22 protein-coding genes are annotated in these 24,176 nt (G+C 72.2%); 10 read left to right on the plus strand and 12 right to left on the minus strand.

Translation table 11 applies throughout. The features are described 5' to 3' along the window. Positions 1-62 precede the first annotated feature (62 nt). Positions 63-725: a response regulator gene (locus tag ACFWE2_RS11285; protein ID WP_377224319.1), complete on the minus strand. Its 663-nt coding sequence runs from the start codon at positions 723-725 to the stop codon at positions 63-65. Continuing rightward, positions 722-1,846, minus strand: coding sequence for a sensor histidine kinase (locus ACFWE2_RS11290; protein WP_377224320.1), 1,125 nt, complete (start codon positions 1,844-1,846; stop codon positions 722-724). Before ACFWE2_RS11290 ends, ACFWE2_RS11285 begins: the two co-directional genes overlap by 4 nt. Positions 1,847-2,048: 202 nt before the next feature. On the opposite strand from ACFWE2_RS11290, the gene ACFWE2_RS11295 reads away from it, so the two are divergent. Next, positions 2,049-3,785 (plus strand): FAD-dependent oxidoreductase, encoded by a 1,737-nt coding sequence (locus tag ACFWE2_RS11295; RefSeq protein WP_377224321.1) that lies wholly within the window; start codon positions 2,049-2,051, stop codon positions 3,783-3,785. A 62-nt stretch (positions 3,786-3,847) separates the two neighbouring features. Here ACFWE2_RS11295 and ACFWE2_RS11300 read toward each other — a convergent pair whose 3' ends face one another. Continuing rightward, positions 3,848-4,021 carry a hypothetical protein gene (locus ACFWE2_RS11300; protein WP_377224322.1) on the minus strand — a complete coding sequence of 58 codons (174 nt, stop codon included), beginning with the start codon at positions 4,019-4,021 and terminating at the stop codon, positions 3,848-3,850. A gap of 65 nt (positions 4,022-4,086) precedes the next feature. Continuing rightward, positions 4,087-5,097, minus strand: a complete 1,011-nt coding sequence (locus ACFWE2_RS11305; protein WP_377224323.1) for a LacI family DNA-binding transcriptional regulator — start codon at positions 5,095-5,097, stop codon at positions 4,087-4,089. Positions 5,098-5,346: 249 nt separating this feature from the next. Between ACFWE2_RS11305 and ACFWE2_RS11310 the strand changes: the two genes are divergently transcribed. The 5 genes from ACFWE2_RS11310 to ACFWE2_RS11330 are packed head-to-tail and all read left to right on the plus strand — an operon-like array spanning position 5,347 to position 11,557. Beyond that, a complete protein-coding gene (locus tag ACFWE2_RS11310) occupies positions 5,347-6,609 on the plus strand; it encodes an extracellular solute-binding protein (RefSeq protein ID WP_377224324.1) in 1,263 nt (420 codons plus the stop codon). A gap of 5 nt (positions 6,610-6,614) precedes the next feature. Then, a complete protein-coding gene (locus tag ACFWE2_RS11315; RefSeq protein ID WP_377224325.1) occupies positions 6,615-7,667 on the plus strand; it encodes a carbohydrate ABC transporter permease in 1,053 nt (350 codons plus the stop codon). Continuing rightward, the gene (locus tag ACFWE2_RS11320) at positions 7,664-8,518 is read left to right on the plus strand and encodes a carbohydrate ABC transporter permease (protein ID WP_377224326.1); all 855 of its coding nucleotides are present in this window, start codon (positions 7,664-7,666) and stop codon (positions 8,516-8,518) included. The genes ACFWE2_RS11315 and ACFWE2_RS11320 overlap by 4 nt, the downstream gene beginning before the upstream one ends. Then, positions 8,515-10,506 carry a glycogen debranching N-terminal domain-containing protein gene (locus ACFWE2_RS11325; protein ID WP_377224327.1) on the plus strand — a complete coding sequence of 664 codons (1,992 nt, stop codon included), beginning with the start codon at positions 8,515-8,517 and terminating at the stop codon, positions 10,504-10,506. The genes ACFWE2_RS11320 and ACFWE2_RS11325 overlap by 4 nt, the downstream gene beginning before the upstream one ends. A gap of 34 nt (positions 10,507-10,540) precedes the next feature. Then, positions 10,541-11,557 (plus strand): LacI family DNA-binding transcriptional regulator, encoded by a 1,017-nt coding sequence (locus tag ACFWE2_RS11330; protein WP_377224328.1) that lies wholly within the window; start codon positions 10,541-10,543, stop codon positions 11,555-11,557. A gap of 231 nt (positions 11,558-11,788) precedes the next feature. On the opposite strand, the gene ACFWE2_RS11335 is transcribed toward ACFWE2_RS11330, so the two are convergent. Genes ACFWE2_RS11335 through ACFWE2_RS11355 form a run of 5 tightly spaced genes read right to left on the minus strand, consistent with a single transcriptional unit; the run spans position 11,789 to position 18,307 of the window. Then, entirely contained in the window at positions 11,789-14,236 is a 2,448-nt protein-coding gene (locus ACFWE2_RS11335; protein WP_377224329.1) for a TIM-barrel domain-containing protein, read from the minus strand. Positions 14,237-14,283: 47 nt separating this feature from the next. Continuing rightward, positions 14,284-15,105, minus strand: coding sequence for a carbohydrate ABC transporter permease (locus ACFWE2_RS11340; protein WP_377224330.1), 822 nt, complete (start codon positions 15,103-15,105; stop codon positions 14,284-14,286). Positions 15,106-15,110: 5 nt separating this feature from the next. After that, on the minus strand, positions 15,111-15,977 hold the full coding sequence (locus ACFWE2_RS11345) for a carbohydrate ABC transporter permease (protein ID WP_377224331.1): 867 nt from the start codon (positions 15,975-15,977) through the stop codon (positions 15,111-15,113). A gap of 11 nt (positions 15,978-15,988) precedes the next feature. After that, positions 15,989-17,281 carry an ABC transporter substrate-binding protein gene (locus tag ACFWE2_RS11350; protein WP_377224332.1) on the minus strand — a complete coding sequence of 431 codons (1,293 nt, stop codon included), beginning with the start codon at positions 17,279-17,281 and terminating at the stop codon, positions 15,989-15,991. Between the two features lie 57 nt (positions 17,282-17,338). Next, a complete protein-coding gene (locus ACFWE2_RS11355) occupies positions 17,339-18,307 on the minus strand; it encodes a squalene cyclase (RefSeq protein ID WP_377224333.1) in 969 nt (322 codons plus the stop codon). A 120-nt stretch (positions 18,308-18,427) separates the two neighbouring features. Between ACFWE2_RS11355 and ACFWE2_RS11360 the strand changes: the two genes are divergently transcribed. After that, positions 18,428-19,042, plus strand: coding sequence for a glyoxalase (locus tag ACFWE2_RS11360; protein ID WP_377224334.1), 615 nt, complete (start codon positions 18,428-18,430; stop codon positions 19,040-19,042). A 16-nt stretch (positions 19,043-19,058) separates the two neighbouring features. Here ACFWE2_RS11360 and ACFWE2_RS11365 read toward each other — a convergent pair whose 3' ends face one another. The 3 genes from ACFWE2_RS11365 to ACFWE2_RS11375 are packed head-to-tail and all read right to left on the minus strand — an operon-like array spanning position 19,059 to position 21,243. Further along, a complete protein-coding gene (locus ACFWE2_RS11365) occupies positions 19,059-19,649 on the minus strand; it encodes a uracil-DNA glycosylase family protein (RefSeq protein ID WP_377224335.1) in 591 nt (196 codons plus the stop codon). A gap of 14 nt (positions 19,650-19,663) precedes the next feature. Further along, complete coding sequence (locus ACFWE2_RS11370) at positions 19,664-19,948, minus strand: hypothetical protein (protein ID WP_377224336.1); 285 nt, start codon at positions 19,946-19,948, stop codon at positions 19,664-19,666. Then, complete coding sequence (locus tag ACFWE2_RS11375; RefSeq protein ID WP_377224345.1) at positions 19,945-21,243, minus strand: anion permease; 1,299 nt, start codon at positions 21,241-21,243, stop codon at positions 19,945-19,947. The genes ACFWE2_RS11370 and ACFWE2_RS11375 overlap by 4 nt, the downstream gene beginning before the upstream one ends. A 240-nt stretch (positions 21,244-21,483) precedes the next feature. Between ACFWE2_RS11375 and ACFWE2_RS11380 the strand changes: the two genes are divergently transcribed. From ACFWE2_RS11380 to ACFWE2_RS11390, 3 genes are read left to right on the plus strand one after another with little or no spacing between them, the layout of a single operon-like run. After that, positions 21,484-22,311 (plus strand): CPBP family intramembrane glutamic endopeptidase, encoded by an 828-nt coding sequence (locus tag ACFWE2_RS11380; RefSeq protein ID WP_377224337.1) that lies wholly within the window; start codon positions 21,484-21,486, stop codon positions 22,309-22,311. Continuing rightward, entirely contained in the window at positions 22,308-23,507 is a 1,200-nt protein-coding gene (locus tag ACFWE2_RS11385) for a sensor histidine kinase (protein WP_377224338.1), read from the plus strand. Before ACFWE2_RS11380 ends, ACFWE2_RS11385 begins: the two co-directional genes overlap by 4 nt. Further along, positions 23,504-24,163, plus strand: coding sequence for a response regulator (locus ACFWE2_RS11390; protein WP_377224339.1), 660 nt, complete (start codon positions 23,504-23,506; stop codon positions 24,161-24,163). Before ACFWE2_RS11385 ends, ACFWE2_RS11390 begins: the two co-directional genes overlap by 4 nt. Positions 24,164-24,176 lie beyond the last annotated feature (13 nt).

Consider the following 24,176-nt stretch of genomic DNA (forward strand, 5'->3'; position numbering starts at 1 on the left):
GTCAGACGCTCAGGTCACCGGGGTGACCTGAGCGTCTGACACGTCGGGCGGGGTCTGACAGGTCAGGCGTCGGCGAGCCAACCCGGTACGGTCAGACCGGACTCGTACGCGAGGATCACGAGCTGCGAGCGGTCCCGCACCTGCGCCTTGGTCATGATGCGGCTGACGTGCGTCTTCGCGGTGGCCGGGCTCAGCACCAGCCGTGCGGCGATCTCCGTGTTGGACAGGCCCGCCGCGACCAGCGCCATCACCTCGCGCTCCCGCTCGGTGAGCGCGCTCAGCCGTGGCCCGGGATCCGGGTGGGTGGCGCGCGCCGCGAACTCGGCGATCAGCCGGCGCGTGATCGCCGGTGCGATCAGCGCGTCGCCGCGCGCGACCACCCGCAGGGCGTGGATCAGCTCCGCCGGCTCGCTGTCCTTGACGAGGAAGCCGCTGGCGCCGGCCCGCAGCGCGCCGTAGACGTACTCGTCCAGGTCGAACGTCGTCAGGATGAGCACGCGGGCCTCGGTGCTCGCGACGATCTCCCGGGTGGCGGCGAGGCCGTCCGTGCCGGGCATCCGGATGTCCATGAGGACGACGTCCGGGCGCAGCCGCCGGGCGAGCCGGGCCGCCTCGCCGCCGTCGGCCGCCTCGCCGACCACCTCTATGCCGTCCTCGCCCTCCAGGATGGACCGGAACCCGGCGCGGACCAGGGCCTGGTCGTCCGCGAGCAGCACCCGGATCATGCCGGCTCCCCGGACGGCAGCCGCGCGCTCACCCGGAACCCGCCGTCCGGCCGCGGGCCGGTCTCCAGCGACCCGCCCAGCGCCCTGGCCCGCTCCGCCATGCCGAGGATGCCGGTGCCGGGTTCGCCGGGGGTGCGGGTCCCGTCGTCCTCGATCTCCACCAGCACGTCCCCCGCGGCGGGCCCCGACCGGACCCTGACCACCGCCGACGACGCGGCGGCGTGCCGGGCCACGTTGGTGAGCGCCTCCTGGACGATCCGGTACGCGGCCAGGTCGACCTCCGCCGACAGCTTCCCGGCCTCGCCGAGCTCCGTCCGGACCCGGAGCCCGGCGGCCTCGGCAGCGGCGACCAGGTCGCCGAGGTCCGCGATCCCGGGCGCCGGGACGGTCGGCGCCGCACCGTCCTGCCGGAGCACGCCCAGGGTGGTGCGCAGCTCGCGCAGCGTCTCCTTGCTCGCCTGCTTGATCGCGGTGAGCGCCTGCTCGGACCGGTCCGGGTCCGGCCGGTGCAGCGCGGCGCTCGCCTGCACGTTGATCAGGGAGAGGTGATGGCCGAGCACGTCGTGCACCTCGCGCGCGATCCGCAGGCGCTCCTCGGTGGCCCGGCGCCGCGCCTCCTCCTCGACCCGCTGCTCGGCGGCGAGCGCCCGGGCGCGCGCCTCGGCGAGGTAGGCGCGGCGGTTCCGGGTCACGCCGACGATGACCGCGACCAGCCAGCCGGCGTGCAGGAACGTCGCGCCGTTCGAGGTCTCCCGGTCGTACCCGTCCGCTACGGCGAAGGACACCACCGAGGCCAGCCCGAGGCCGATGGCCACCGCGAGGTGCCCCTCGTCGACCACCGTGTAGAGCGCCACGACGAACACCAGCATGACGAGCCCGGGCTGCTGGAGCAGCACGCCGTAGGCGGTGACGCCGGCGAGTGCCACCAGGCCCACCGGCACCGGATAGCGACGGCGCAGGTAGAGCGCACCGGAGGCGACGAGCACGACGGCCAGGGCCGTCCACCCGGCGCCGGTCCTGATGCCGCCGGTCTGCACCACCAGGCCGACGACGGCGACCAGGCCGACCGCGAGGGCGAGGCCCGCGTCCGCCGTCCGGCCATGCCATCGCCACCTCGACATGGGCCGAGCCTACGTGCCGGGGGTGGCCGCGAGAAGGGCGGTCGCAGGACCCCGTCAACATGACCCATCTCACCTGATGGGATTGTTCACACCGCAACCCTGTCACGAATCGCGCGCGCCGGTGGTCGGATGGACAAGGGCCGCCGGCAGGGCGGCCGCGGCTGTGCCGACCTGGCGGAACACGTGAGGCAGAGGTAATCGGATGAACACCACCGAACGTCGAATCTCAACAACTGTGCTGGTCATCGGGACGGGCGGGTCGGGCCTGCGCGCCGCGATCGAGCTCGCCGAACAGGGGGTCGACGTGCTGGCCCTGGGCAAGCGTCCGCGCATGGACGCCCACACCTCGCTCGCGGCGGGCGGGATCAACGCGGCGCTCGGCACGATGGACGCCGAGGACAGCTGGCAGCAGCACGCCGCCGACACGATCAAGGAGAGCTACTTCCTGGCCAACCCGCACACGGCCGAGATCGTCGCGAAGGGCGCGGCGCAGGGCATCGCGGACCTCGAGCGGTACGGCATGGCGTTCGCCCGGGAGGACGACGGGCGCATCTCCCAGCGGTTCTTCGGCGCGCACACCTACCGCCGCACGGCGTTCGCCGGTGACTACACGGGCCTGGAGATCCAGCGGTCCCTGGTGGGCCGGGCCACGCAGCTCGACGTGCCGATCCTCGACTCGGTCTACGTCACGCGGATCCTGACCCGCGACGGCGCCGTCTTCGGCGCCTACGGGTTCGACCTGACGGACGGCACGCCGTACCTGATCCACGCGGACGCCGTGATCCTGGCGGCGGGCGGGCACAACCGCATCTGGCGGCGCACGTCGTCCCGCCGCGACGAGAACACCGGTGACTCGTTCCGGCTCGCCGTCGAGGCGGGCGCGCGCCTGCGCGACCCGGAGCTGGTCCAGTTCCACCCGTCGGGCATCCTCGAGCCGGAGAACGCGGCGGGCACGCTCATCTCCGAGGCGGCGCGCGGTGAGGGCGGCATCCTGCGCAACGCCCTGGGCGAGCGGTTCATGGCCAGCTATGACCCCGAGCGGATGGAGCTGTCGACCCGCGACCGCGTCGCGCTGGCCGCGTACACGGAGATCAAGGAGGGGCGCGGCACCGAGAAGGGCGGCGTCTGGCTCGACGTCTCCCACCTGCCGCGCGAGACGATCATGACGCGCCTGCCGCGCGTCTACCAGACGATGCTCGAGCTGCAGATGCTCGACATCACGGCCCAGCCCATCGAGATCGCCCCCACCGCGCACTACTCCATGGGCGGGGTCTGGGTGCGGCCCGAGGACCACAGCACCGAGGTGAACGGCCTGTACGCGATCGGCGAGGCGTCCAGCGGCCTGCACGGCGCCAACCGCCTCGGCGGGAACTCCCTGATCGAGCTCCTGGTGTTCGGCCGCATCGTCGGCCAGGCCGCCGCCGCCTACTCCGCCGGCCTCGAGGCACAGCACCGTTCGCACGACGCCGAGGCCGAGGCCCGCGCCGAGGTCGCCGACCTGCTGGCCGCCGACGGGCACGAGAACGTGCGCGCCCTGCAGCGTGCGGTGCGCAACACGATGACCGAGCACGCAGGCGTCGTACGGGACGAGCAGGGGCTGGTCACGGGCCTGCGCGAGCTGGACGAGATCGAGGTGCGCAGCAAGGACGTGGGCATCCACCCGGACATCGCCGGGTTCCAGGACCTGGCGCACGCCTTCGACCTGAAGGCGTCCCTCATCGCCGCCCGGGCGACGCTGGAGGCCGCCCGCGAGCGCCGGGAGACCCGCGGGTGCCACAACCGGTCGGACTACCCGGACCTCGACCCGGCCCTGCAGGTCAACCTGGTCTGGTCGCCGAGCACGGGCGTGGTCCGGGAGGCGATCCCGGAGGTCCCCGAAGAGATCGCGGCCCTGATCCAGACCCAGGAGGTCTCGACGGAGGGCAAGCTGGTCGAGTGACGACTCGTTGAGTGCTGGGTATTTGTGGGATCGGCGGGCTCAGCCCCACAAATACCCAGCACTCAACGATCGGGGTGGGGCCCGACCTCGACGCTCACCGCGGCGCCGATGTTGTAGCCGCCGCCTCCCCCGCCACCGCCGTCTCCGCCACAGCTCGTGGCCAGGAGCAGGACGGTCAGTCCCAACCCGGCGACAACCTGCGCTCCCCGTGAGATGGGCCCTCGTGGTCTGGACATGGTTCCTCCTCGTACCGGTCCGTCCGCCTGGACCTCCTTCATACCTCCATGCGCGGCCGCTCGCGTCAGCGGACGACCAGGCGGGGCTCCACCAGGACGTAGGACGGTTCGGTCTCCGGGCCGAGGCGCACCACCTCGTTCCCGGTCGGGCCCATCAGCAGCTCCAGCACGCCGACGGCGACCTGCTCCGGGAGCTGTTCGACGCTGCCGATGCCCAGCGCCTCCGCGGCGGGCGTGTTGTCGAAGCCGACCACCGGCAGCTCGGCCCGCCCGAGCGCCGTCGCGGCCAGGTGGGCGCCGATCGCGAGCGCGTCGCTCACGCACACGATCCCGTCCACCGCCGGGTCGGCCGCGAGCGCGGCCCCGGCCACCTCCCGCGCCTGGCTCACGCTCTCCTCGACGTACCAGCGCGGGCCCGACGACCCGGCGCGGGACATCTCCTCGCTCCAGCCCCGGGCCCGGTCGCCGCCGGTGCCCGAACCCTCGGGCCAGCCGAGGAAGGCGATCCGCGCGCCCGCGTGGTCGAGCAGGTGCCGCGTCGCGGCGCGCGTCCCGGCGGCACCGTCGACATCGACCCAGGGGTGCGAGGGCGCGCCCGTGTCGTCGTCGCGCCACGGGCGGCCGAACGACACGAAGGGCACGCCGCGCTCCTGCAGCCAGCTCGTGCGGGTGTCCTCGCGGGACGTGCCGGTGAGCACGACGGCGTCGATCTCGCCGCCGTCGACGAGGTCCCCCATGCGCTCGATCTCCTCGGCGGGCGAGTGCGCCGCGTACAGCAGGATCCGCATGCCCCGCTCGCTGGCCCGCTCGGTGAGCGCGTGCACGAAGCGGTCGAGCACCACGCCGGAGATGCCGCCCAGGTACGGGTCGAGGCGCACGCCGATCGTCGAGCTGCGCCGGGTGCGGAGCCGGCGCGCGGCCGCGTGGGGGCGGTAGCCGAGCTCCGCGATCGCCCGCTCGACCCGCTCGCGGGTGGCGCCGCGCACGATGTCCGGGGCGTTCAGCACGTTCGAGACGGTCTGGCGGGAGACGCCGGCGGCGCGTGCGACGTCCTCCACGGTCGGGGCCTTCGCCATGGTGCCCCTCCTCCCCTGTCGTCGCCGCCTGCCGGATGACCTGCGCGCCTGAGCCGCCCCCACGAACCGCCCGCCGTGAAAGGTCCGGAGCGTCATCGTAGGGCGCCGCGGCCGCGCCTTGACACCGCGTCCGACCGCTTCATAGTCTCCTGCCAAGCAAAATTTGATCGTTCAAACTTGGTCGAGTCAACCCGACGGGCCAACTCCGGCCGACCACCGCCGGCTGCCTCATCAAAGGAGAAGAGACACATGACACGGCACACCACACGAGCCGTCACCGGCGCGGGGGCCCTCCTCGTCGCCGGCGCGCTCACGCTCACCGCCTGCGGCGGCTCGGGCTTCGAGGAGCCGGCCGACGACGCCTCCGGCGCCGCCACGACCGAGCTCACCAGCTCCGACGACGCGCTCACGGTCCTCATCGGCTCCTCCGGCGACGCCGAGACCGACGCGGTCACGGACGCCGTCGCCGACTGGTCGGCCGACTCCGGCGTCGAGGCCGAGGTGCAGGTCGCCAGCGACCTGCCCCAGCAGCTCTCGCAGGGCTTCGCGGCCGGCTCGCCGCCGGACCTGTTCTACCTCGCACCCGAGGCGATCGCGGGCTACGCGGGCAACGGCTCGCTGCAGCCGTACGGCGACCTCCTGACGAACCGGGACGACTTCTACCCCTCGCTCGTGGAGAACTTCACGGTCGACGACACGTTCTACTGCGCCCCGAAGGACTTCTCGACGCTCGCGCTCGTGATCAACACCCAGCTCTGGGAGGACGCGGGCCTGACCGACGCCGACCTCCCGACGACCTGGGACGAGCTGGCGACGGTCGCCGAGACGCTCACCACGGACGAGCACGTCGGCCTTGCGCTCAGCAACGAGTACCAGCGCCTCGGCGTCTTCATGGCCGAGGCCGGCGGCGGCCTCGTGGTCGACGACCAGCCCGTCGCCGACAGCGCGGGCAGCGTCGAGGGGCTCGAGTACGTGCGGACCCACCTGGCGGACGGCACGTTCGCGTACGCGGCCGACCTCGGCGCGGGCTGGCCCGGTGAGGCCTTCGGCAAGGAGCAGGCCGCCATGACCGTCGAAGGCAACTGGATCACCGGCGCCATGACCAACGACTTCCCCGACGTCGACTACCAGGTCGCGGAGCTGCCCGCCGGCCCCGCCGGCGAGGGCACCCTGCAGTTCACGAACTGCTGGGGCATGGCCGCCGACAGCCCGAACCAGCAGGCCGCTCTCGACCTCGTCGAGCACCTGACGAGCACCGAGCAGCAGCTCGCCTTCTCGGAGGCGTTCGGCCCGATGCCGTCGATCCAGTCGGCCGCGGGCGACTGGACGAGCGAGAACCCCGACCTCGCCGCGTTCCTGGACGGGGCCGAGTACGCGCAGTTCCCGCCGACGTGGGCCGGGGCGACCGACGTCATCACCGACCTCAACTCCCAGCTCGAGTCGCTCGAGACCGGCGACCCGCAGGAGATCCTCGGCACGGCGCAGGCCAACCTCGAAGCGATCGCCGAGTAGTCCCCATGTCTGCTCAGGCTACGACCGCGCCCCGCCGCGCCGGGTCCCCTCGCGGGCTCCGGCGCGGGGAGGCGCTCGCCGGCTGGGCCTTCACAGCCCCCGTGCTCGTGATCCTCGGCGTGTTCCTGCTCGTGCCCGTGCTGATGGCGCTGTGGGTCAGCTTCTCGGACTGGTCGGGGCGCGGCAGCCCGCTGTCGTCCGACGTCGGCTTCGTCGGGCTGGACAACTACGCGGCTGTGACCACCGGCGGCGGGCTCGCGGAACGCGACTTCGGCGTCGCGCTGCGCAACAACGCGTGGTACGTCGCTCTGGTGGTCCCGCTGCAGACCGCGCTGGCCCTGTTCCTGGCGGTGCTCGTCAACCGTGCCGTGCTGAAGGGCCGGGGCCTGTTCCGCACGGCGTTCTACTTCCCGTCGGTCACCAGCTCGGTGGCCATCACGGTGCTGTGGCTGTTCCTCTTCTCGACGTCGGGCGTGGTCAACACGGTCCTGGCGCGGGTCGGCGTCGCCGGGCCCAACTGGTTCAACGAGCCGAGCGGCGTCCTGCACAACCTGCTGGGCGCCCTCGGCGTACGGACGGGGCCGCCGGCCCTGACCGAGCACGGCTTCCTGGGCCTGTCGTGGTGGGACTGGCTGGCCGGGCCCTCGGTCGCGATGTCGGCGTTCGTGCTCATGGCGATCTTCACCACGAGCGGTACGTTCATGCTCCTGTTCCTCGCGGGCCTGCAGAACCTCGGCCCGGAGGTGGAGGAGGCCGCCATGGTGGACGGCGCGAACGGCTGGCAGCGATTCTGGCGCATCACGCTCCCCCAGCTCCGGCCGACCCTGTTCACGGTCCTCACGCTCGGGCTGATCGGCTGCTGGCAGGTCTTCGACCAGATCTACACCGGCACGCAGGGCGGCCCGGGCAAGACGACGCTGACCCCCGCCTACCTCAGCTACCAGTCGGCGTTCCTGTCCCAGGAGTGGGGCCAGGGCGCGGCGATCGCGTTCATCCTCTTCGTCATCATCGTGCTGCTGACGATCCTGCAGCGCTGGATCCTGCGGGAGCGGCGATGAACCCCACCACACGCCGGCTGCCGCGCAAGGCGCTCGCCTGGCAGGTCGCGCTCTACGCCCTGCTGATCACGCTGGCGCTCGTCTACGTCTACCCGTTCCTCGTCCAGGTGGCGACGTCGGTCAAGACCGAGGCGGACGCCGCCGCCGACCCGGTCGGGCTGGTCCCGGACCCGCTGACGTGGAGCGCGTACACGCGCCTGTTCCTGCGGTCCGACTTCCCCGTCTGGTTCGCCAACTCCGCCGTCGTGACGGTCCTCGTCACCGCAGGACGCGTCTTCTTCGACTCGCTGGCGGGCTACGCGCTGGCCCGGCTGCGCTTCCGCGGCCGCGGGGTCGTGTACGCGGGGCTCGTGGCGGTCATGGCCGTGCCGACCGTCGTGCTGCTGATCCCGAAGTTCCTCGTCATCAACCAGCTCGGCATCTACGACTCGTACGCGGGCATGGTGCTGCCGCTGCTCGTGGACGCGGCAGGCGTGTTCATCATGAAGAACTTCTTCGAGTCGATCCCCGCCTCGGTCGAGGAGCAGGCACGCATCGACGGCGCGGGCACGTTCCGGATCTTCTGGTCCGTGGTGCTGCCGATGGCGCGCCCCGCGCTCGTCACCATCGTCATCCTCTCGTTCCAGGGGTCGTGGAACGAGCTGAGCCACTTCATCGTCTCCGCCCAGTCCCCCTCGCTGACGACCCTCACCAAGGGGGTCGCGTCGCTCGCGAGCGGCCAGCTCAGCCAGGGCAGCCAGTACCCGATCAAGCTCGCGGCAGCGGCGCTCATGACCGTCCCCGTCGCGGTCATGTTCTTCGTCTTCCAGCGACGCATCATGAACGCCAGCGAAGGAGCCGTCAAAGAATGACCCTCACCCCCGAGCCCGAGCGCACCGCCGGCCGAACGGTTCCGCTGCAGCCGCTGCTCAGCGACGCCGTGATCGCCCTGCGCGCCCCGACCCAGGTGTGGTCCGGCCGTGACGGCGACCTCGGCGGCACGCCCGTCGACGGCGTCTACCACGGCGACGTCCGGCACGTCGGCGCGCTGACGCTGGAGTGCGCCGAGTCGGCGGTCGAGTACGTCTCGCTCGCGCCCGAGGGCGCCTCGCACGTCGTGTTCGGCGGCCTCCTGCGCGGTGTCGACGACGACCAGCCCGACCCGAAGGTCCGCCTGGTGCGGGACCGCCGGGTCGCCGACGGCGCGCTGGCCGAGACGTGGACGGTGCGTTCCCACCTGCCGGACGCCGTACGCGTGACCCTCCGGCTGCGGCTCCGGCCCGACTTCGTGACCCTGCACGACGTCAAGGCCGGGCTCGCGCCGCTCGGCGGCGCCCCGGGAGTCTCCGTCGCCGTGTCCACCGGGTCGGCGACCGCGAGCGCCGGGCCCCGGTCGTTCACGCTGACGGCCGACGGCGCCACCGTGACGGCGGCCCTCGACGGCACGATCGAGGCCGCCTGGCCGCTCGACGTCCCGGCGCGGGGCGAGGCGCAGGCCGCATGGTCGCTCGCGCTGCACGACGACACCCTGGTCGTCCGGGGTGCGACCGGCACCTGGCCGGGCGCGCGGCTCCGCGAGGGAGACGTCCCGCCCGGCGCCGACCCCCGGCTCGGCCGCTGGCTGGCGACCGCGCTCGACGACCTCGACGCCCTGCGCCTGACGCTCCCCGACCACCCGGACGACGACTTCTTCGCCGCCGGCGCGCCGTGGTTCTTCACGCTGTTCGGCCGCGACTCCCTGTGGGCGGCCCGGCTCGCGCTGCCCGTCGACACCCGGTCCGCCGCGTCGACGCTGCGGGTCCTGGCCCGGCTGCAGGGCACCGCCCATGACGTCGAGACCGCGCAGGAACCCGGCAAGATCCTGCACGAGCTGCGTGCGACACCGCTCGCGATCCCGCACGACGACGTCGTCCTGCCGCCGCAGTACTACGGGAGCGTCGACTCCACCCCGCTGTGGGTGTGCCTGCTCGCCGATGCCTGGCGCGCCGGCATGCCCGACGACGAGGTGGCCGCCCTCCTGCCCGCGCTGCGCGGCGCCCTGACCTGGCTGCTGGAGCACGGGGACAGTGACGGCGACGGGTTCCTCGACTACATCGACCGCACCGGCCGCGGGCTGGCGAACCAGGGCTGGAAGGACTCCGGCGACTCCATCCAGTGGCGCGACGGGACCCTCGCCGAGGGGCCGATCGCGCTGTGCGAGGTGCAGGGCTACGCCTACGAGGCGGCACTCGCCGGCGCGGACCTCCTGGAGGCGTTCGGCTCCCGTTCGCCGGAGGCGACGCCGGAGCCCCTGCGCCCAGCCGCGCTCCGGGCCTGGGCCGCCGACCTGCGCGCCCGGTTCGCCCGGACCTACTGGGTGGAGACCCCCGAGGGCCGCTACCCGGCGGTCGCGCTGGACCGGCACAAGCGGCCCGTCGACACCCTGACCAGCAACATCGGGCACCTCATCGGCACAGGCATCCTCGACGCCGCCGAGGAGCGGCACGTCGCGGACCTGCTGCTCGACCCCGCGATGTCGACCGGGTTCGGGATCCGCACGATGTCCACCGGCGCGAACGGCTACTGGCCGCTGTCGTACCACGGCGGCAGCGTCTGGACGCACGACACCGCCATCGCCGTGCACGGCATGCACCGCGCGGGGCTCGCCGAGCACGCGGTGCGGGCGGTGGACGGGCTGCTGGCGGCGGCCGAGGGCTTCGGCTACCGCGTCCCCGAGCTGCACGGAGGGGATCCGGCGACCCGCGCCGGCGTGCCCACGCCCTACCCGGCGGCCTGCCGGCCCCAGGCCTGGTCCGCCGCGGCGGCCATCACCTGCCTCGCGGTGACCCGCTCGGTCCGCACACCGGCGGCCGTCGGCTAGGCCCGTGCAGGGGGCGCCCGGATAACCTTCCGTCATGGACCGGGTGACCCTGCAGGACGTCGCGGATCGTGCGGGGGTCTCGATGAAGACCGTGTCCAACGTGGTCCGCGGGTACCAGCACGTCAGCCCGGGGATGCGCGAGCGGGTGCAGGCCGCGATCGACGAGCTCGGCTACCGGCCCAACCGCACCGGCCGCAGCCTCGCCACGGGACGCTCCAGCATGCTCGGCCTCGCGTTCCCCGACCTGCGGCGGCCGTACTTCGCCGAGCTCGCGCACGTCTTCGCCCGGGTCGCCGCGTCGCGCGGCTACCGCCTCCTGCTCGCGGAGACCGGCGCGACGGCGGACGGCGAACGCTCCGTCCTGCGCGACCGCGAGGCCGGGATCATGGACGGCATGGTGATGCAGCCGCAGGCCCTCGACGCCCGGGACCTGGACGAGCTGCGGCACGGCATGCCCATCGTGTTCCTCGGCGAGGACCCGCAGCCCGCCGGCGCCGACCAGGTGGCCATCGACAACGTCGCAGCCGCCCGAGACGCCGTCGGGCACCTGGTGCGGATGGGACGACGACGGATCGGGTTCCTCGGCCACGAGACCGACCGGATCTCGTGGACCTCGACGCTGCGGATCGAGGGTTACCGCGCGGCGCTCGACGAGGCGGGCCTGCCCGCCGACCCGTCCCTGCTCGTCGCCCGGCGGCAGGACGGCGACGCCCGCGACGCCGAGGAAGCCCTCAGCGCCGCGCTCGCCTCCGGGCTGGAGATCGACGGCCTGCTGTGCCGCGACGACCTCGCCGCCATCGGCGCCCTGCGCGCCCTGCGCCGGCACGGCCTGGACGTCCCGGCCGACGTCGCCGTCATCGGCTGGGACGCCATCGAGCTCGGCGCGAGCACGGCCCCGAGCCTGACCTCTGTCGCGCCGGACACCCGGGCACTCGCAGAACGCGCCCTCGACCTGCTGCTCGACCGCCTGGAGGGTCTCGCGGACCCCGGCCGCCACGTCACGGTGGGCCACACGATCCTCTACCGCGAGAGCGCCCCCGAGCTGCCCTGACGGCCAGACCCGACGCGGTAGAGCCGGACGCGGTAGAGCCGGACGCCGCGGATCCGACCTCCGCGGTCAGGTAACCCGGATGGCAGGTGCCAGGTCTGCCGAATTTCGTTCGGCCTGGCCCTGCTCGATTCACGTTGGCTGAACTGTTCGGCACAGCCCGCAAACCAGCGCACCAGCCGAACGAAATTCGGCTCACCTGGCACCTGCTACCCGGGTCATACGACCGCCCGGCTACCTCACCGAGGCGAGCTGCTCGACGAGCGCCGACCGCACCGACTCCGGCAGGTCGACCGCCGCGAGCTCCGCCAGCTTCTCGGCCGCACTCCGGTCGCTGCTCACGATGTCCCAGGCCTCGAGCTTCTCCGGGTTCCCGGCCTGCGCGGACTCCAGGATCGTGCGGACCTCGTCGCGCCGGTCCGAGCCGACCCGCAGGTCACCGACGGCGATCCGCACGACGGCATCACCTCCGGCAGAACCGTCCAGCCGCGCTCCGTCCGGCCCCGACACGCCCCCGCCCGGCGCAGGACCCGCCGTAGGCGCGGACGCAGTCACGCTCCACCGCCCGTCGACCCCGCTCACCTCGGCGGGCGCACCGTTCACCGTGACCGGCCCCGAGGGCAGTGCGGACAGGAAGGTGACCGTCCACTCCCGGCTCGCGGGCAGCACGGAGGCGTCCCCCACCGCGGCGCCGATCCGGAACTCACCACGCTCCCGGTCCCAGGACAGAGCGGTCCGCGCCGCAGGGCCGTTTCCGCCGTCCACGGAGTCGTCCTCGGCGTCCTCGGCCAGGACCAGCTCGCCGGACGCGGCCGGCGCGACGAGCACCTCGAACGCCGACGGGTTACGCGTGGCGTCGAGGTCCGGGCCGGCGTCGAGCGGCAGGATGCCGCCGGCGCGCAGCAGGACCGGGATGGACGCGTCGGTCCGGTGCATCTCCACGGTGCGTCCGCCGGAGTAGACGGTGCCGGTGAAGATGTCGGTCCACACGCCGTCCGGCAGCCACACCCGCACGCTCCCCCGCAGCGACGCGACGTCCCGGGGCGACGTGATCGGAGCGACCAGCAGCTCGCTGCCGAACGCGTACTGGTTGGGCACGGTGTACGCCTCGTGGCGTCGCGGCTCGAGGTGGTACATGGGCCGCACGAGCGGCACGCCCGCCGCGGCGTGGTGGTTCATGGTGTGCAGGTACGGCACCATCCGGTGCCGGAACCGCAGCGCGTCGTTCATCGCCGCGCGGTGCTCCGCCGGGAACACCCACGGTTCCTTGCGGATGAACGGGTTGTTCGCGGAGTGCAGTCGCATGACCGGCGAGAAGACGCCGAACTGCACCCACCGGGTGGCCAGCTCGTCGTCGCGCACGCCGCGCGTGTGCCCGCCGATGTCATGGCTCCACCAGGAGTACCCGATGTTGGACGCGGTGGCGGTGAACTCGGGCTGGAACGCCAGCGACGCCCACGAGACCACGGTGTCGCCGGAGAACCCGACCGCGTACCGGTGGCTCCCGGGGCCGGCGTACCGGGAGAAGGTCATGCCCGGCCCGCCGTCGCGGGCGGCGTCGATGTGGTGGAAGTGGTTCAGCACCCACAGCGGGTCCACGCCGGGCAGGCCGGAGGTGCGACCCTGCTGCCAGTCGATCCACCAGAAGTCGACGCCCTGCGCCTCCAGCGGGTGGTGCAGCTCGGAGAAGTAGGCCTGGAGGAAGACGGGATCGGTCGGGTCGAACGCGACGGGCTCCCCGCTGTCCGGGTCCACGCCCACGGCGCGGGCCATGGCGGGGTACGCGTCCTCGAAGGCGCGGACGCCGTCGGCCGGGTGCAGGTTGAGGGTGGTGCGCAGGCCCCGCTCGTGCAGCGTGCGCAGGAACCGCTCCGGGTCGGGGAACAGCGTGGGCTCCCAGGAGTAGCCGGTCCAGCCGGTGCCGAACTCGGGCGGCACCGACCCGACCCGGTGCCAGTCCATGTCGATCACCGCGACGGAGAAGGGCACACCCTCCTCGTCGAAGCGGTCCATGAGCGCCAGGTAGGACTCCTCGCTGTACGGGTGGTACCGGCTCCACCAGTTGCCGAGCGCCCAGCGGGGCAGCCGCATGGGGTGGCCGGAGACCTGGTACAGGTCCCGGACGGCGTCTGCGTAGTCGCGGCCGTGCGCGAACACGTACAGGTCCTGGCGGCCGGGAACGCGCGAGCCGACCCATCCGTCGTCCTCGAACAGGAACGACACGGAGTCGTCGACGACGGCGATCCCGTTCGGCGCCACGACCCCGGGCTCCAGCTCGGTGCGGCCGTCGACGTCGTCCAGGGTCCGGGCGGTGCCGCCCAGGTCCCGCGTGGGCTCGCCGTACCGCCAGCGGCCGGAGTCCCGCCCCAGCACCTCGACGACGAGCCCGCTCGCGGAGAACTCACCGCCGTCGTACCGAAGCCGCGCGCGCCGCGTGGTGAGCACCACCCCGTCGCCGACCCGCTCGACGGTGAACTCGGCGGGCGGCAGGTCGCGGCGGACCGCGAACGTGGACGCGCGGTCCTCGAAGCCGCCGTCCGCGGACCGCTCGATGCGGAACACCCCCTCGGTCAGCACGGTGATCCGCCAGCCGGCGCCGTGCACCTGCTGCTCGGATCGCGCCCGCGGCGCCGCCTCCGGCAGGGGCCGGATGACGGGCAGGCTGTCGACGATCTCTGACATGGGGCTCCTCGGTGCTCGGCTTCGTGCGTGGCTCGGACGGTGTCGGATCAGTGCTTGACGGCGCCCTGCGTCACGCCGCTGATCACCCAGCGCTGCGCGAACAGGTACACGATGATCGTCGGCGCCATCGCCATGAGGTACGACGCGAAGGCGACGTTGTAGTTGGTGCCGAACTGGCTCTGGAAGATGTTCTGCACCACCGGCAGGGTCTGCAGCGTGGGGTCTGACGTGATGAGCGACGGCATCATGAAGTCGTTCCAGGACGCCAGGAAGGCGAAGATACCGACCGTCGCGTTCATGGGCCCGAGCAGCGGCAGGATGATCCGCCAGAAGATCTGGCCGGTGCTCGCGCCGTCGATCCGGGCGCTCTCCTCGAGCTCGATCGGGATGGAGCGCAGGTAGGCGGTGTAGAGCAGCACGCTGAACGAGAGCTGGAACATCGCGTGCAGGATGCCGACACCGACCGGGCTGTCGAGCCCGGTGAGCGCCGTGAGCTGGATCTGCGGCAGCGCGACCACCGGGAACGGCAGGAACAGCGCCACCATCAGGTAGATCATCGACCAGCGGAAGAACCGGTGCGACCAGTTCCGGGCGATGGCGTAGGCGGCCAGCGAGCTCAGCAGCAGCGTCAGCACGACGGCGATCGCCGCGACCCCGAGCGAGATGCCGAACGAGACCGGGAACCGGGTCAGCGTCCATGCCTCGGCGAAGCTGGCGGGGTTGAACGGGGCCGGCAGCGAGAACGCGTTGCCGTCCGCGGACTGGGCGCTCGTCTTGAACGCCATCGACAGCGTGACGTACAGCGGCACGAAGACCGTGAGCGTCGCGAGCCCGAGCAGGATCGTCAGGGGCCAGTTGGTGCGGTTCACGGTGTTCACAGCCTCACTGCCCTTCCACGGGTGGCGACGATCTGGGCGACGGAGATGAGCGCGGTGACGATCAGGAAGATCGTGGCGTTGGCCATCTGGTAGGCGTAGTCGCCGCCGGTGAAGCCGCCGAAGATCGTCATGGCGACGCTGCTGGTCGCGGTGCCGGGGCCGCCGCCCGTCAGACCGACGATGACGTCGTACACGCCGAGGTAGCCCTTCACGCCGAGGATCGTGTTGATCAGGATGAACCCCGCGATGAGCGGGACGGTGATGGACCGGAACTGCCGCCACGGCGAGGCGCCGTCGAGCGCGCTCGCCTCGTACAGCTCGTTCGGGATCGACGTCAGCCCGGCCGTGTAGACCAGCAGCGCACCCGGGATGGTCTGCCAGGCGGACACGATCACGATGGACAGCCAGGCGAGGTCCGGGTTGCCGAGGATGCTCTCCTCCAGCGGTCCGAAGCCGACGGCGGTGGCGATGGCGGGCAGCGAGTTGGAGAACAGGAAGTTGAACACGTAGGCGACGACGATCCCCGAGACCACCATCGGGATCACGAAGACGGTGCGCAGGGTCGTCGCGAACCGGATGCGCCGGGACAGGGCCACGGCGAGCGCGAGGGCGATCACCTGCGCGACGACGACGGTGACCAGCGCGAAGCCGAGCGTGAAGCCGTACGACTCGAGCATCCGCGGGTCGGTGAAGAGCGCCGCGTAGTTCCTGAAGGCCAGGAACGACCAGTCCCCGAAGCCGACGTAGTCGGTGAAGCTGTAGAAGATGCCGATCAGGGCGGGAATGACGACGAACGCCGTGAACACGAGCAGCGTCGGCACCAGGAAGAGGTAGTACACCGGCTCGACGCCGCGGCGGTGCATCGTTGTACCTTTCATACCGTGGCCTCCCGTCCCGCGAGACGGCGCCAGTCGGCGTCGAGCTGGCGGAGCATGCCCTCGAAGTTGCCGCTGCGGATCGCGGCCTGCAGATAGTTCCCGAGCGGGATCGACGTCGGCACGAACGTCCCGGCGCCCTGGTAGAAGGCCGCGCGGTCGACGTAGTCCTGCAGCCCGGCCAGGCGCTCGTCCTCCTGCGGGGGCGCGTCCGTGAGCGTGGAGTACGCCAGGTTGTCCTGGTTGTAGGCGTTGATGATCTCCGGCCGCATCAGGAACTCGACGAGCTCGCGCGCCTCGTCCTGGTACCTGGACGCCGTCGGGATCCACAGGCCGAGGTCGATGTTGACCCGCGCCTGCCGCTCGTCGGGGTTCTCCGAGACCGGCAGCGGGAACGTGCCGATCTCGAGCTCGGGGTCCACCAGCGCGATCTGGCCGAGCGCCCACGGGCCCTGCAGGTACATGGCCGCCTCGCCCTTGCCGAAGGCGAGGTTGCCGTCGGCGTAGGCCCGTACCGCGTGGTCCTCGTTGAAGTACGACGAGATGGTCTTGGCGCGCTCCATCGGGACGGCGAAGTCCTTCTCGAACGAGACCTCGGAGTCCGGCCCGACGTCGGTGCCGAGCTCCTTCATGCGCCGGAAGAACTCCCCCGGCGCGACGAGGCTGCCGACGGAGTAGTCGAACAGACCCTGCCAGAGCGTCCAGGTGTCCCGGTCGGTCGCGTAGACCGGGGTGATGCCGGCCCGGGTGAGCTCATCGCACACGTCGACGAACTGCGACCAGGTCTCCGGGACCGGGAGCTGGTGCTCGGCGAAGATCCTCTTGTTGTAGATGACGCCTGCGGCGGCGAGCGAGTACGGCAGGACGCTCGTGCGGCCGGGGTAGGTGGCGTACTGGTCGGTCAGCTCGCCGATGTCGGTCCGGACGGTCTGCGCCGACGGCAGGTCCGACAGGTCACCGAGCACGCCGCGCTTGATGTAGCGGGCGAGCTCGAGGTTGTCGTTGAAGCAGCCGACGTCCGCCGGCTCGTTGCGCACGAACTGCGGCGCGATGGCCACCGTCGAGTCGTGCACAACGGTGATGCCGGGACGGGCCGCCTCGAAGCGGCGCAGCAGCTCGTCGAAGTACGCGATCACCTCCTGCTTCTGCTCGTAGAAGCGCAGGGTGACGCCTCCCCCGGCGGCTCGCGAGGCCGGCGCGCACCCGGCGGCGCCGAGTGCGACGAGAGCCGCCGAGCCGGCGAGGAACGAACGGCGACTCAGCGGTACGGGACGACTGGAACCTGGACTCACGCTGCATCTCCCTTGATCACTGCGACCGTGGGAATTTACAGCGCTGTAAATCGGCAGTCAAACCTGTACCGCGCCGTCCCACCAGTCGAGCACGCGTGTGCCGTAGAAGGTGAGCCACCTCGACGGCTCCCCCGGCGGGACGTCGACCTCGAACCAGACCCGCCCCGGATGGCGCCCCTCCTGCAGCCAGGTGCCGTCCGGGCGGCGGGCCTCGCGGACCACGCCGACGGCATCGGCAAGCCTGGGATCAGGCCCGACGCCGTCGTGCAGCGCCGCCGCGCGAAAGTAGTCGAGGGCGTTCAGGGCGCTGAAGCCCCAGCGGAACGGGTACCCGAACCGGGTGACCCACGGGCCGACGGGCTCGCCGGTCGAGAGCCTGCGGAGCAGCCGGCGCTCCAGGAGGTACTCCTCGCCGGCCCGGCGTGCGGCGCGCACGTCGGCGCCTGCGCCGGTTCCCGTCGCGGTCTCGTAGTACAGGAGGCCCTTGAGGGAGTTGAGCGTGGAGTGGAACGAGGAGCGCGTCGAGCCCTCCACCCACTCGCAGTTCCAGCCGCCGTCGGGGAGGCGGTGGTCGACGAACCACTGGGCGATGCCGGAGACGTCGACGCCCAGCCACGCCCCGTTGGCGAGCGTCCAGCTGTTGATGCAGCAGTCGACCTCGCCGTCCCAGTACGGCAGGTCCTCGTACTCCCACCGGCTGTTGGCGGCGAGCTTCTCCGCGGTCCCGGCCAGGACGGCGGCGTCGAGACCCCAGTCGCGGAGGCTGCTGAGCGACCAGGTCGTCGCGGTCCAGGGCTGGCCCTCCTCGTCGCCCTGGAAGCCGGCCGGGAAGAAGGCGCCGCCCGCCCACTGCCCGTCGGGATCCTGCCGCGCGAGGAGGCGGGCCCCGAACCCCTCGGTGGCGACACGTGCCCGGGTTGCCCGCCAGACATCCTCGGGCGCGCCGGCGAGGTCGCGTTCGACCTGCCAGCGCAGCGCTGGGTCGGCGTCGAGCAACCACGTGAGCAGCTCCGGTGCGAGGGGCACGTCACGAGGCTACCGCGAGCCCTTCCGCGTCAGGTCGGAAACCGGCCAGGAAGGTCGGCCGGGAAGGTCGGTCAGGAATCGAGAAGCACCCGGCGGCCTGCCGAACCTAACGTGGTGGGCATGGCAAACATCGACTCCGTCACCCTCGAGGTGACCGACCTCAGCTCCGCACGTTCCTTCTACGACGCCCTCGACCTGGGCGACCGGCTCCACCTCCGCGAGTCCGACGCACCCACCAGCGGGTTCCGCGGGTTCCACCTGTCCCTCATCTCCGCTCAGCCAGGTGACGTCAACGCCCTGTTCGACGCCGCGGTCGCCGCGGGTGCCACCGTGCTCAAGCCGGTGGCCAAGTCCATGTGGGGCCACGGCGGCGTGGTCCAGGCGCCCGACGGCACCATCTGGAAGCTCGCGACGTCCGCCAAGAAGGACACCGCCCCCGTCTCCCGGAAGGTCGACGAGATGGTGCTCCTCATCGGGGCGGACGACGTGTCGGCGAGCAAGAAGTTCTACGTCGCGCACGGGCTGACCGTCGGCAAGAGCTTCGGCTCGTACGTCGACTTCAAGATGGGCTCCAGCCCCATCGGGTTCGGCCTGTACAAGCGGGCGGCGCTCGCCAAGGACGGCGGCGTGGCACCCGAGGGGTCGGGCTCGCACCGGATCGCGGTGAACAGCGACCTCGGCGAGTTCACCGACCCGGACGGGTTCGCATGGGAGCCGGTCCGGGTGAGCCGGTAGCGTCGTCCGACCGCCGTCACGTTCCCGCGAGCGCTCCGGCCACCAGCGTGCGCAGCGCGGGGACCACCTCCTCCTCGAACCAGGGGTTCTTGGACTGCCAGCGGAAGTTGAGCGGCGACGGGTGTACCAGCGGGACGGTCGACGGCAGGTACTCGGTGTAGGCGCGCACGGTCTCGGTGAGGGTCGGCTTCGCCCGGGCGCCCAGGTAGTACTTCTGGGCGTAGCCGCCCACGAGGACGGTGAGCCGAAGGTCCGGCAGCTCGGTGAGGATCCGCCCGTGCCACAGCGCGGCGAAGTCCTTGCGCGGCGGCAGGTCACCGGAGGCGCCCTTGCCCGGGTAGTAGAAGTCCATCGGGACGAGGGCGAACCGGTCCGGGTCGTAGAACTGGGTGTCGTCCACGCCGAGCCACGTGCGGAGCCTGACGCCGCTGGCGTCGTTCCACGGCACGCCGCTCTCCTGGGCCTTGCGTCCGGGCGCCTGGCCGATGACCGCGACCCGGGCGCCGGGCGCCGCGGCGTAGAGCGGCTCGTAGCCGAGGTCCCGCGCCCAGGCGTTGGACTCGTGGGCGGCGATCTCCGCCCGGATCCGGTCGAGATTGCTCGTCAAGGCGCGAGCCTCGGTCAGTGTCCGCCGGAGACCAGGAACGCCAGCCCGGTGGCGATGGCCCCGACGCACAGGGCCAGGCACAGGTAGCCGCCCAGCCGGCGCGCGAGGCCAGGGGCGGCGCCGTCCTGGGCACCCGCCGCTTCGCCGTCGTGCGTGCCACCGGCTTCGACGACGCCGGCCCCGACCGGCAGCGTGAGCAGCCGGAGCCCCAGTGCGAACAGTGCGGGCACCCCCGCCCCGACCAGCAGGCCGACGAGGACGACCTGCCCCAGCGCGCCCCACTCGATGATGCCGCTCATTCCGCCGTTCCCTTCCCTGAGGCGTCAGTTGTCCCACCGGCCGCTGACGGTCCGGCCGCTCCAGCACCCACCGTGACGCTGTCGATCGCGGCGGCAGCCGCCGACGTCGTCGCGCCCGCCTCGACCGGTGCGACGTGCATCGGACCGGCTTCGCCGGTGGTCGCGGCGACCGGTTCGATGCCGGCCCCGCGCTCCTCGTCCCAGGCCTCGTTGACATTGGTGTGGTCGACCGGCTTGCGGCGCGAGGCGATCCAGATCGCCGCGGCCGACGCGAGCAGGATGCCGAGCACCAGCGCGCTGCCGAGCACGCCGCCGACCCCGTGCTGCACCCAGAAGCAGAGCGCGCCGATCAGGCCGGCCGCCGGCAGCGTGAGCAGCCAGGCGCCGAACATGCGGCCGGCGAGCCCCCAGCGCACCGTCGCGCCGGGCATGCCGACACCGGAGCCCAGGATCGAGCCGGTGGCGACGTGGGTGGTGGACAGCGAGAAGCCGAAGTAGCTGGACAGCATGATGACGGCCGCCGACGACGTCTCCGCCGCCATCCCCTGCCGGGTGTCGATCTCGACGAGGCCCTTGCCGAGGGCGCGGATGATGCGCCAGCCGCCGGTGTAGGTGCCGAGCGCCATGGCCAGGGCGCAGGACAGGATGACCCAGAACGGGACGCCCGAGTCCGCCGGTACCGCGCCGGCCGTGATGAGGGCGAGCAGGATGATGCCCATCGACTTCTGCGCGTCGTTGGTGCCGTGCGCGAGGGAGACCAGGGAGGCGGAGCCGACCTGGCCCCAGCGGAACCCCCGCGAGGTGACGTCCTGCGGCAGCCCACGGGTCAGGCGCGCGACGAGCCAGGTGCCGGTGGCCGCGACCGCGATGGCGACCACCGGGGCGATGAGCGCCGGGACCAGGACCTTCGCGAGGACGCCGTCCCAGAGCACGCCCGAGGTGCCCGCGGCCGCCAGCACCGCACCCACGACGCCGCCGACCAGAGCGTGCGACGAGCTGGACGGCAGGCCGAGCAGCCAGGTCAGGAGGTTCCAGACGATGCCGCCCACCAGCCCGGCGAACACGACCTCCAGGGTGATGACCTCTGCGTCGACCAGTCCCTTGGCGATGGTCGCGGCCACCGACAGCGACAGGAACGCGCCGACCAGGTTCAGGGCCGCTGACAACAGGACCGCCCGGCGGGGCGTAAGAGCTCGGGTGGCGATGGAGGTCGCCATGGCATTGCCCGTGTCGTGGAAGCCGTTGGTGAAGTCGAAGGCGAGTGCGGTGAGCACGACCACGACGAGAAGAATCATCTCGGTCACCACACCATGGTGACGTGTGCGCAGATCACACTTGACCAGAGGGTGACGTTCAGGTGAACAGTTCGATTTCTGTTCACATGGTGTTCACCTTCCGGGGTCGACGGATCCGGCCTGTCCCCCGTGCGAGCTACCCACGAATGTCCACCCCGCGGTGACTACCGCGCGCCGCCCGATCCATAGCGTTCGGGGTAGTCCGCGGCGACCGGTTCGCGGCTTCTCGAAGGAGTCATCGTGCGTCTGGTGTGGCAGCTCGTAGCCGTTCTGGCGGTCTCGTTCCTCGGCAGCCAAGGTCTGGCCCTGGTCGGGGACAACCCCTGGCTGGCGCTCGTCGTGGGTCTCGCGACGGCGGTGCTCGCGGTCCTCGTCTACGCCCTCGTGGTGCGGCGCACCGAGCACCGCGCCGTGGTGGAGGTGTCCCGGGAGGGCGCGGTGTCCGGGCTCGGCTGGGGCACCCTGCTCGGTGTCGCGCTGTTCGGCCTGGTCATCGTCAACCTGGCCGTCCTGGGGAGCTACACGGTCCACGGCCTGGGCACGGTGCCGGGTGCGGTAGGGCTCGTCGGCTTCATGGCTGCGGTCGCGGCGTCCGAGGAGCTGCTGTACCGCGGCGTCCTGTTCCGCATCATCGAAGGGTGGACCGGGACGTGGGTCGCGCTGACGGTGACCAGCCTGCTGTTCGGTCTGGCCCATCTGGTCAACCCGAACGCGACCCTGTGGGGCGCGCTCGCCATCGCCATCCAGGCGGGCGGATTGCTCACCGCCGCGTACGTCGCCACCCGCAAGCTGTGGGTGCCGATCGGCCTGCACCTCGGCTGGAACATCGCCGGGAGCGCGATCTTCAGCACCGAGGTCTCGGGCAACGACACCCCGCAGGGCCTGTTGGACGCCTCGACGTCGGGCCCGTGGCTGATCACGGGCGGCGAGTTCGGCCCGGAGGGCAGCGTCTACTCGGTCGTGTTCTGCGTCGTGGTCGCCGCCGTGTTCATCCGGGTGGCGTACCGGCGCGGGCACATCGTTCCGCTGCGCCGCTCCGCCCGGGCGGCCGTTACGCTCCCCCGGTGACCGAACTCCGGCGGGTCCCCGACCGGTGGCGCGACCGGTGGCACCGGCTCGACGTCACCGTCCGGGACCTGCCGCTCGCCCTCGCGCTCGCCGGTGCGGCGTTCGTGCCGTTCCTGCGGGAGTACGGGACGCAGGTCGGCGAGGTGCCGGCCCGTCCGTTCGACGGCGTGGCAGTGCTGGTCGTCGCGCTCCAGTGCCTGCCGCTCGCGGTGCGCCGGCGGTGGCCGGCCGTATGCGTGGCGCTGGTCTCGCTCGGTTTCGTGCTCAGCCAGGTCCAGGGCAACCACTCGTTCGCGAGCAACGCGCTGGGCATCGCGCTGGTGAGCACGGGCGCGCATCTGGCGCACCACCGTCGGCTCGCCGTCGCCGTCCTCTCCGTAGCCTACGTGGGGCTGGCGATCACGCTCGACCGGCTGACCGGGGCCGAGCGGGTGGACGAGTACGTGACGTTCTACCTGGTCATGGCCCTCGCGTGGGGCGTAGGCGCCTGGTTGCGCTCGACCAGGGCGGCCGAGGCCGAGCGACGGCTCCGGGTCGCCGAGGAGACCCGCGCCGCCGAACGCACGCGCATCGCCCGCGAGCTGCACGACGTCGTGACCCATCACGTGACCGCGATGGTCGTGCAGACCGAGGCGGCGCGGTACCTGACCGCCTCGCCCGACCGTCTCGACGAGACGCTGACCGCTGTCGGTGACACGGGCCGGCTCGCGATCAGCGACCTGCGGAACCTGCTCGACGTGCTCGACCCGGGGCACGAGGGCCCTGTTCGGACACAGCCGGACGGCGGACTCGGCGCGCTCGTCGCGCTCGTCGAGCAGACCCGGCGGGCCGGGCAGCCGGTGGAGCTCACCGAGCACGGCGAGCCGCCGACGACGTCGGGCAGCGCCGAGCGCGCCGCGCACCGCGTGGTGCAGGAGTCGCTGACGAACGCCCTCAAGCACGCCCATGGCCGCCCGACGGCGGTGACGGTGCGCTACGACGACAGGGAGATCCTGGTGGAGGTCAGCACCGACGGGCCGGGCCCACGAGCAGGCGGACGATCCCGCCCGGGCAGCGCCTCGCCGGGCGGGAGCGGACGGGGCCTGGTCGGGTTGCACGAACGGGTGGCCGCCCTGGGCGGCGAGCTCAGCGCCCAGCGGTCGGACGACGGCGGCTTCGTCGTGCTGGCCCGCATCCCGACCGGGGGCCGCCGGTGACCGCGCCGACCCGCGTGCTGGTCTGCGACGACCAGGTGCTCATCCGCACCGGGTTCGCGACGATCATCGACGCCCAGCCCGACCTCGAGGTGGTGGGCGAGTGCGGCGACGGGCGGGCCGCCGTCGACCTCGCCCGCCGGCTGGACCCCGACGTCGTCGTGATGGACGTCCGGATGCCCGTCCTCGATGGTATCGAGGCAACCCGTCTGCTCGCCGGCGCCGGGGTGGAACATCCCGTCAAGGTGCTCGTGGTGACGACGTTCAACCTCGACGAGTACGTCTACGAGGCGCTCCGCGCCGGGGCCAGCGGGTTCCTGCTCAAGGACGCCCCCGCGGCGCAGCTGCTGAACGGCATCCGCACCGTCGCATCGGGGGCCGCACTGCTCGCCCCAGAGGTGACGCGACAGCTCGTGGGCAGGTACGCGGCGCGGATCCGGCCCACCGAGAGCGCCCCTGGCGACACCGCGCTGACCCCGCGCGAGCTGGAGGTGCTGCGCCTCATCGCCAACGGCCTCTCGAACGGCGAGATCGCCGCGACGCTGGTGATCAGCCAGGAGACGGTCAAGACGTACGTCTCCCGCCTCCTGGCCAAGCTCGGCCTGCGCGACCGCGTGCAGGCGGTGGTCTACGCGTACCGCAACGGCTTGGTGACGTGACGTCGCACCGGTG

The organism is Promicromonospora sp. NPDC060271, assembly GCF_042726755.1.
In the GTDB taxonomy this organism is placed as follows: domain Bacteria; phylum Actinomycetota; class Actinomycetes; order Actinomycetales; family Cellulomonadaceae; genus Promicromonospora.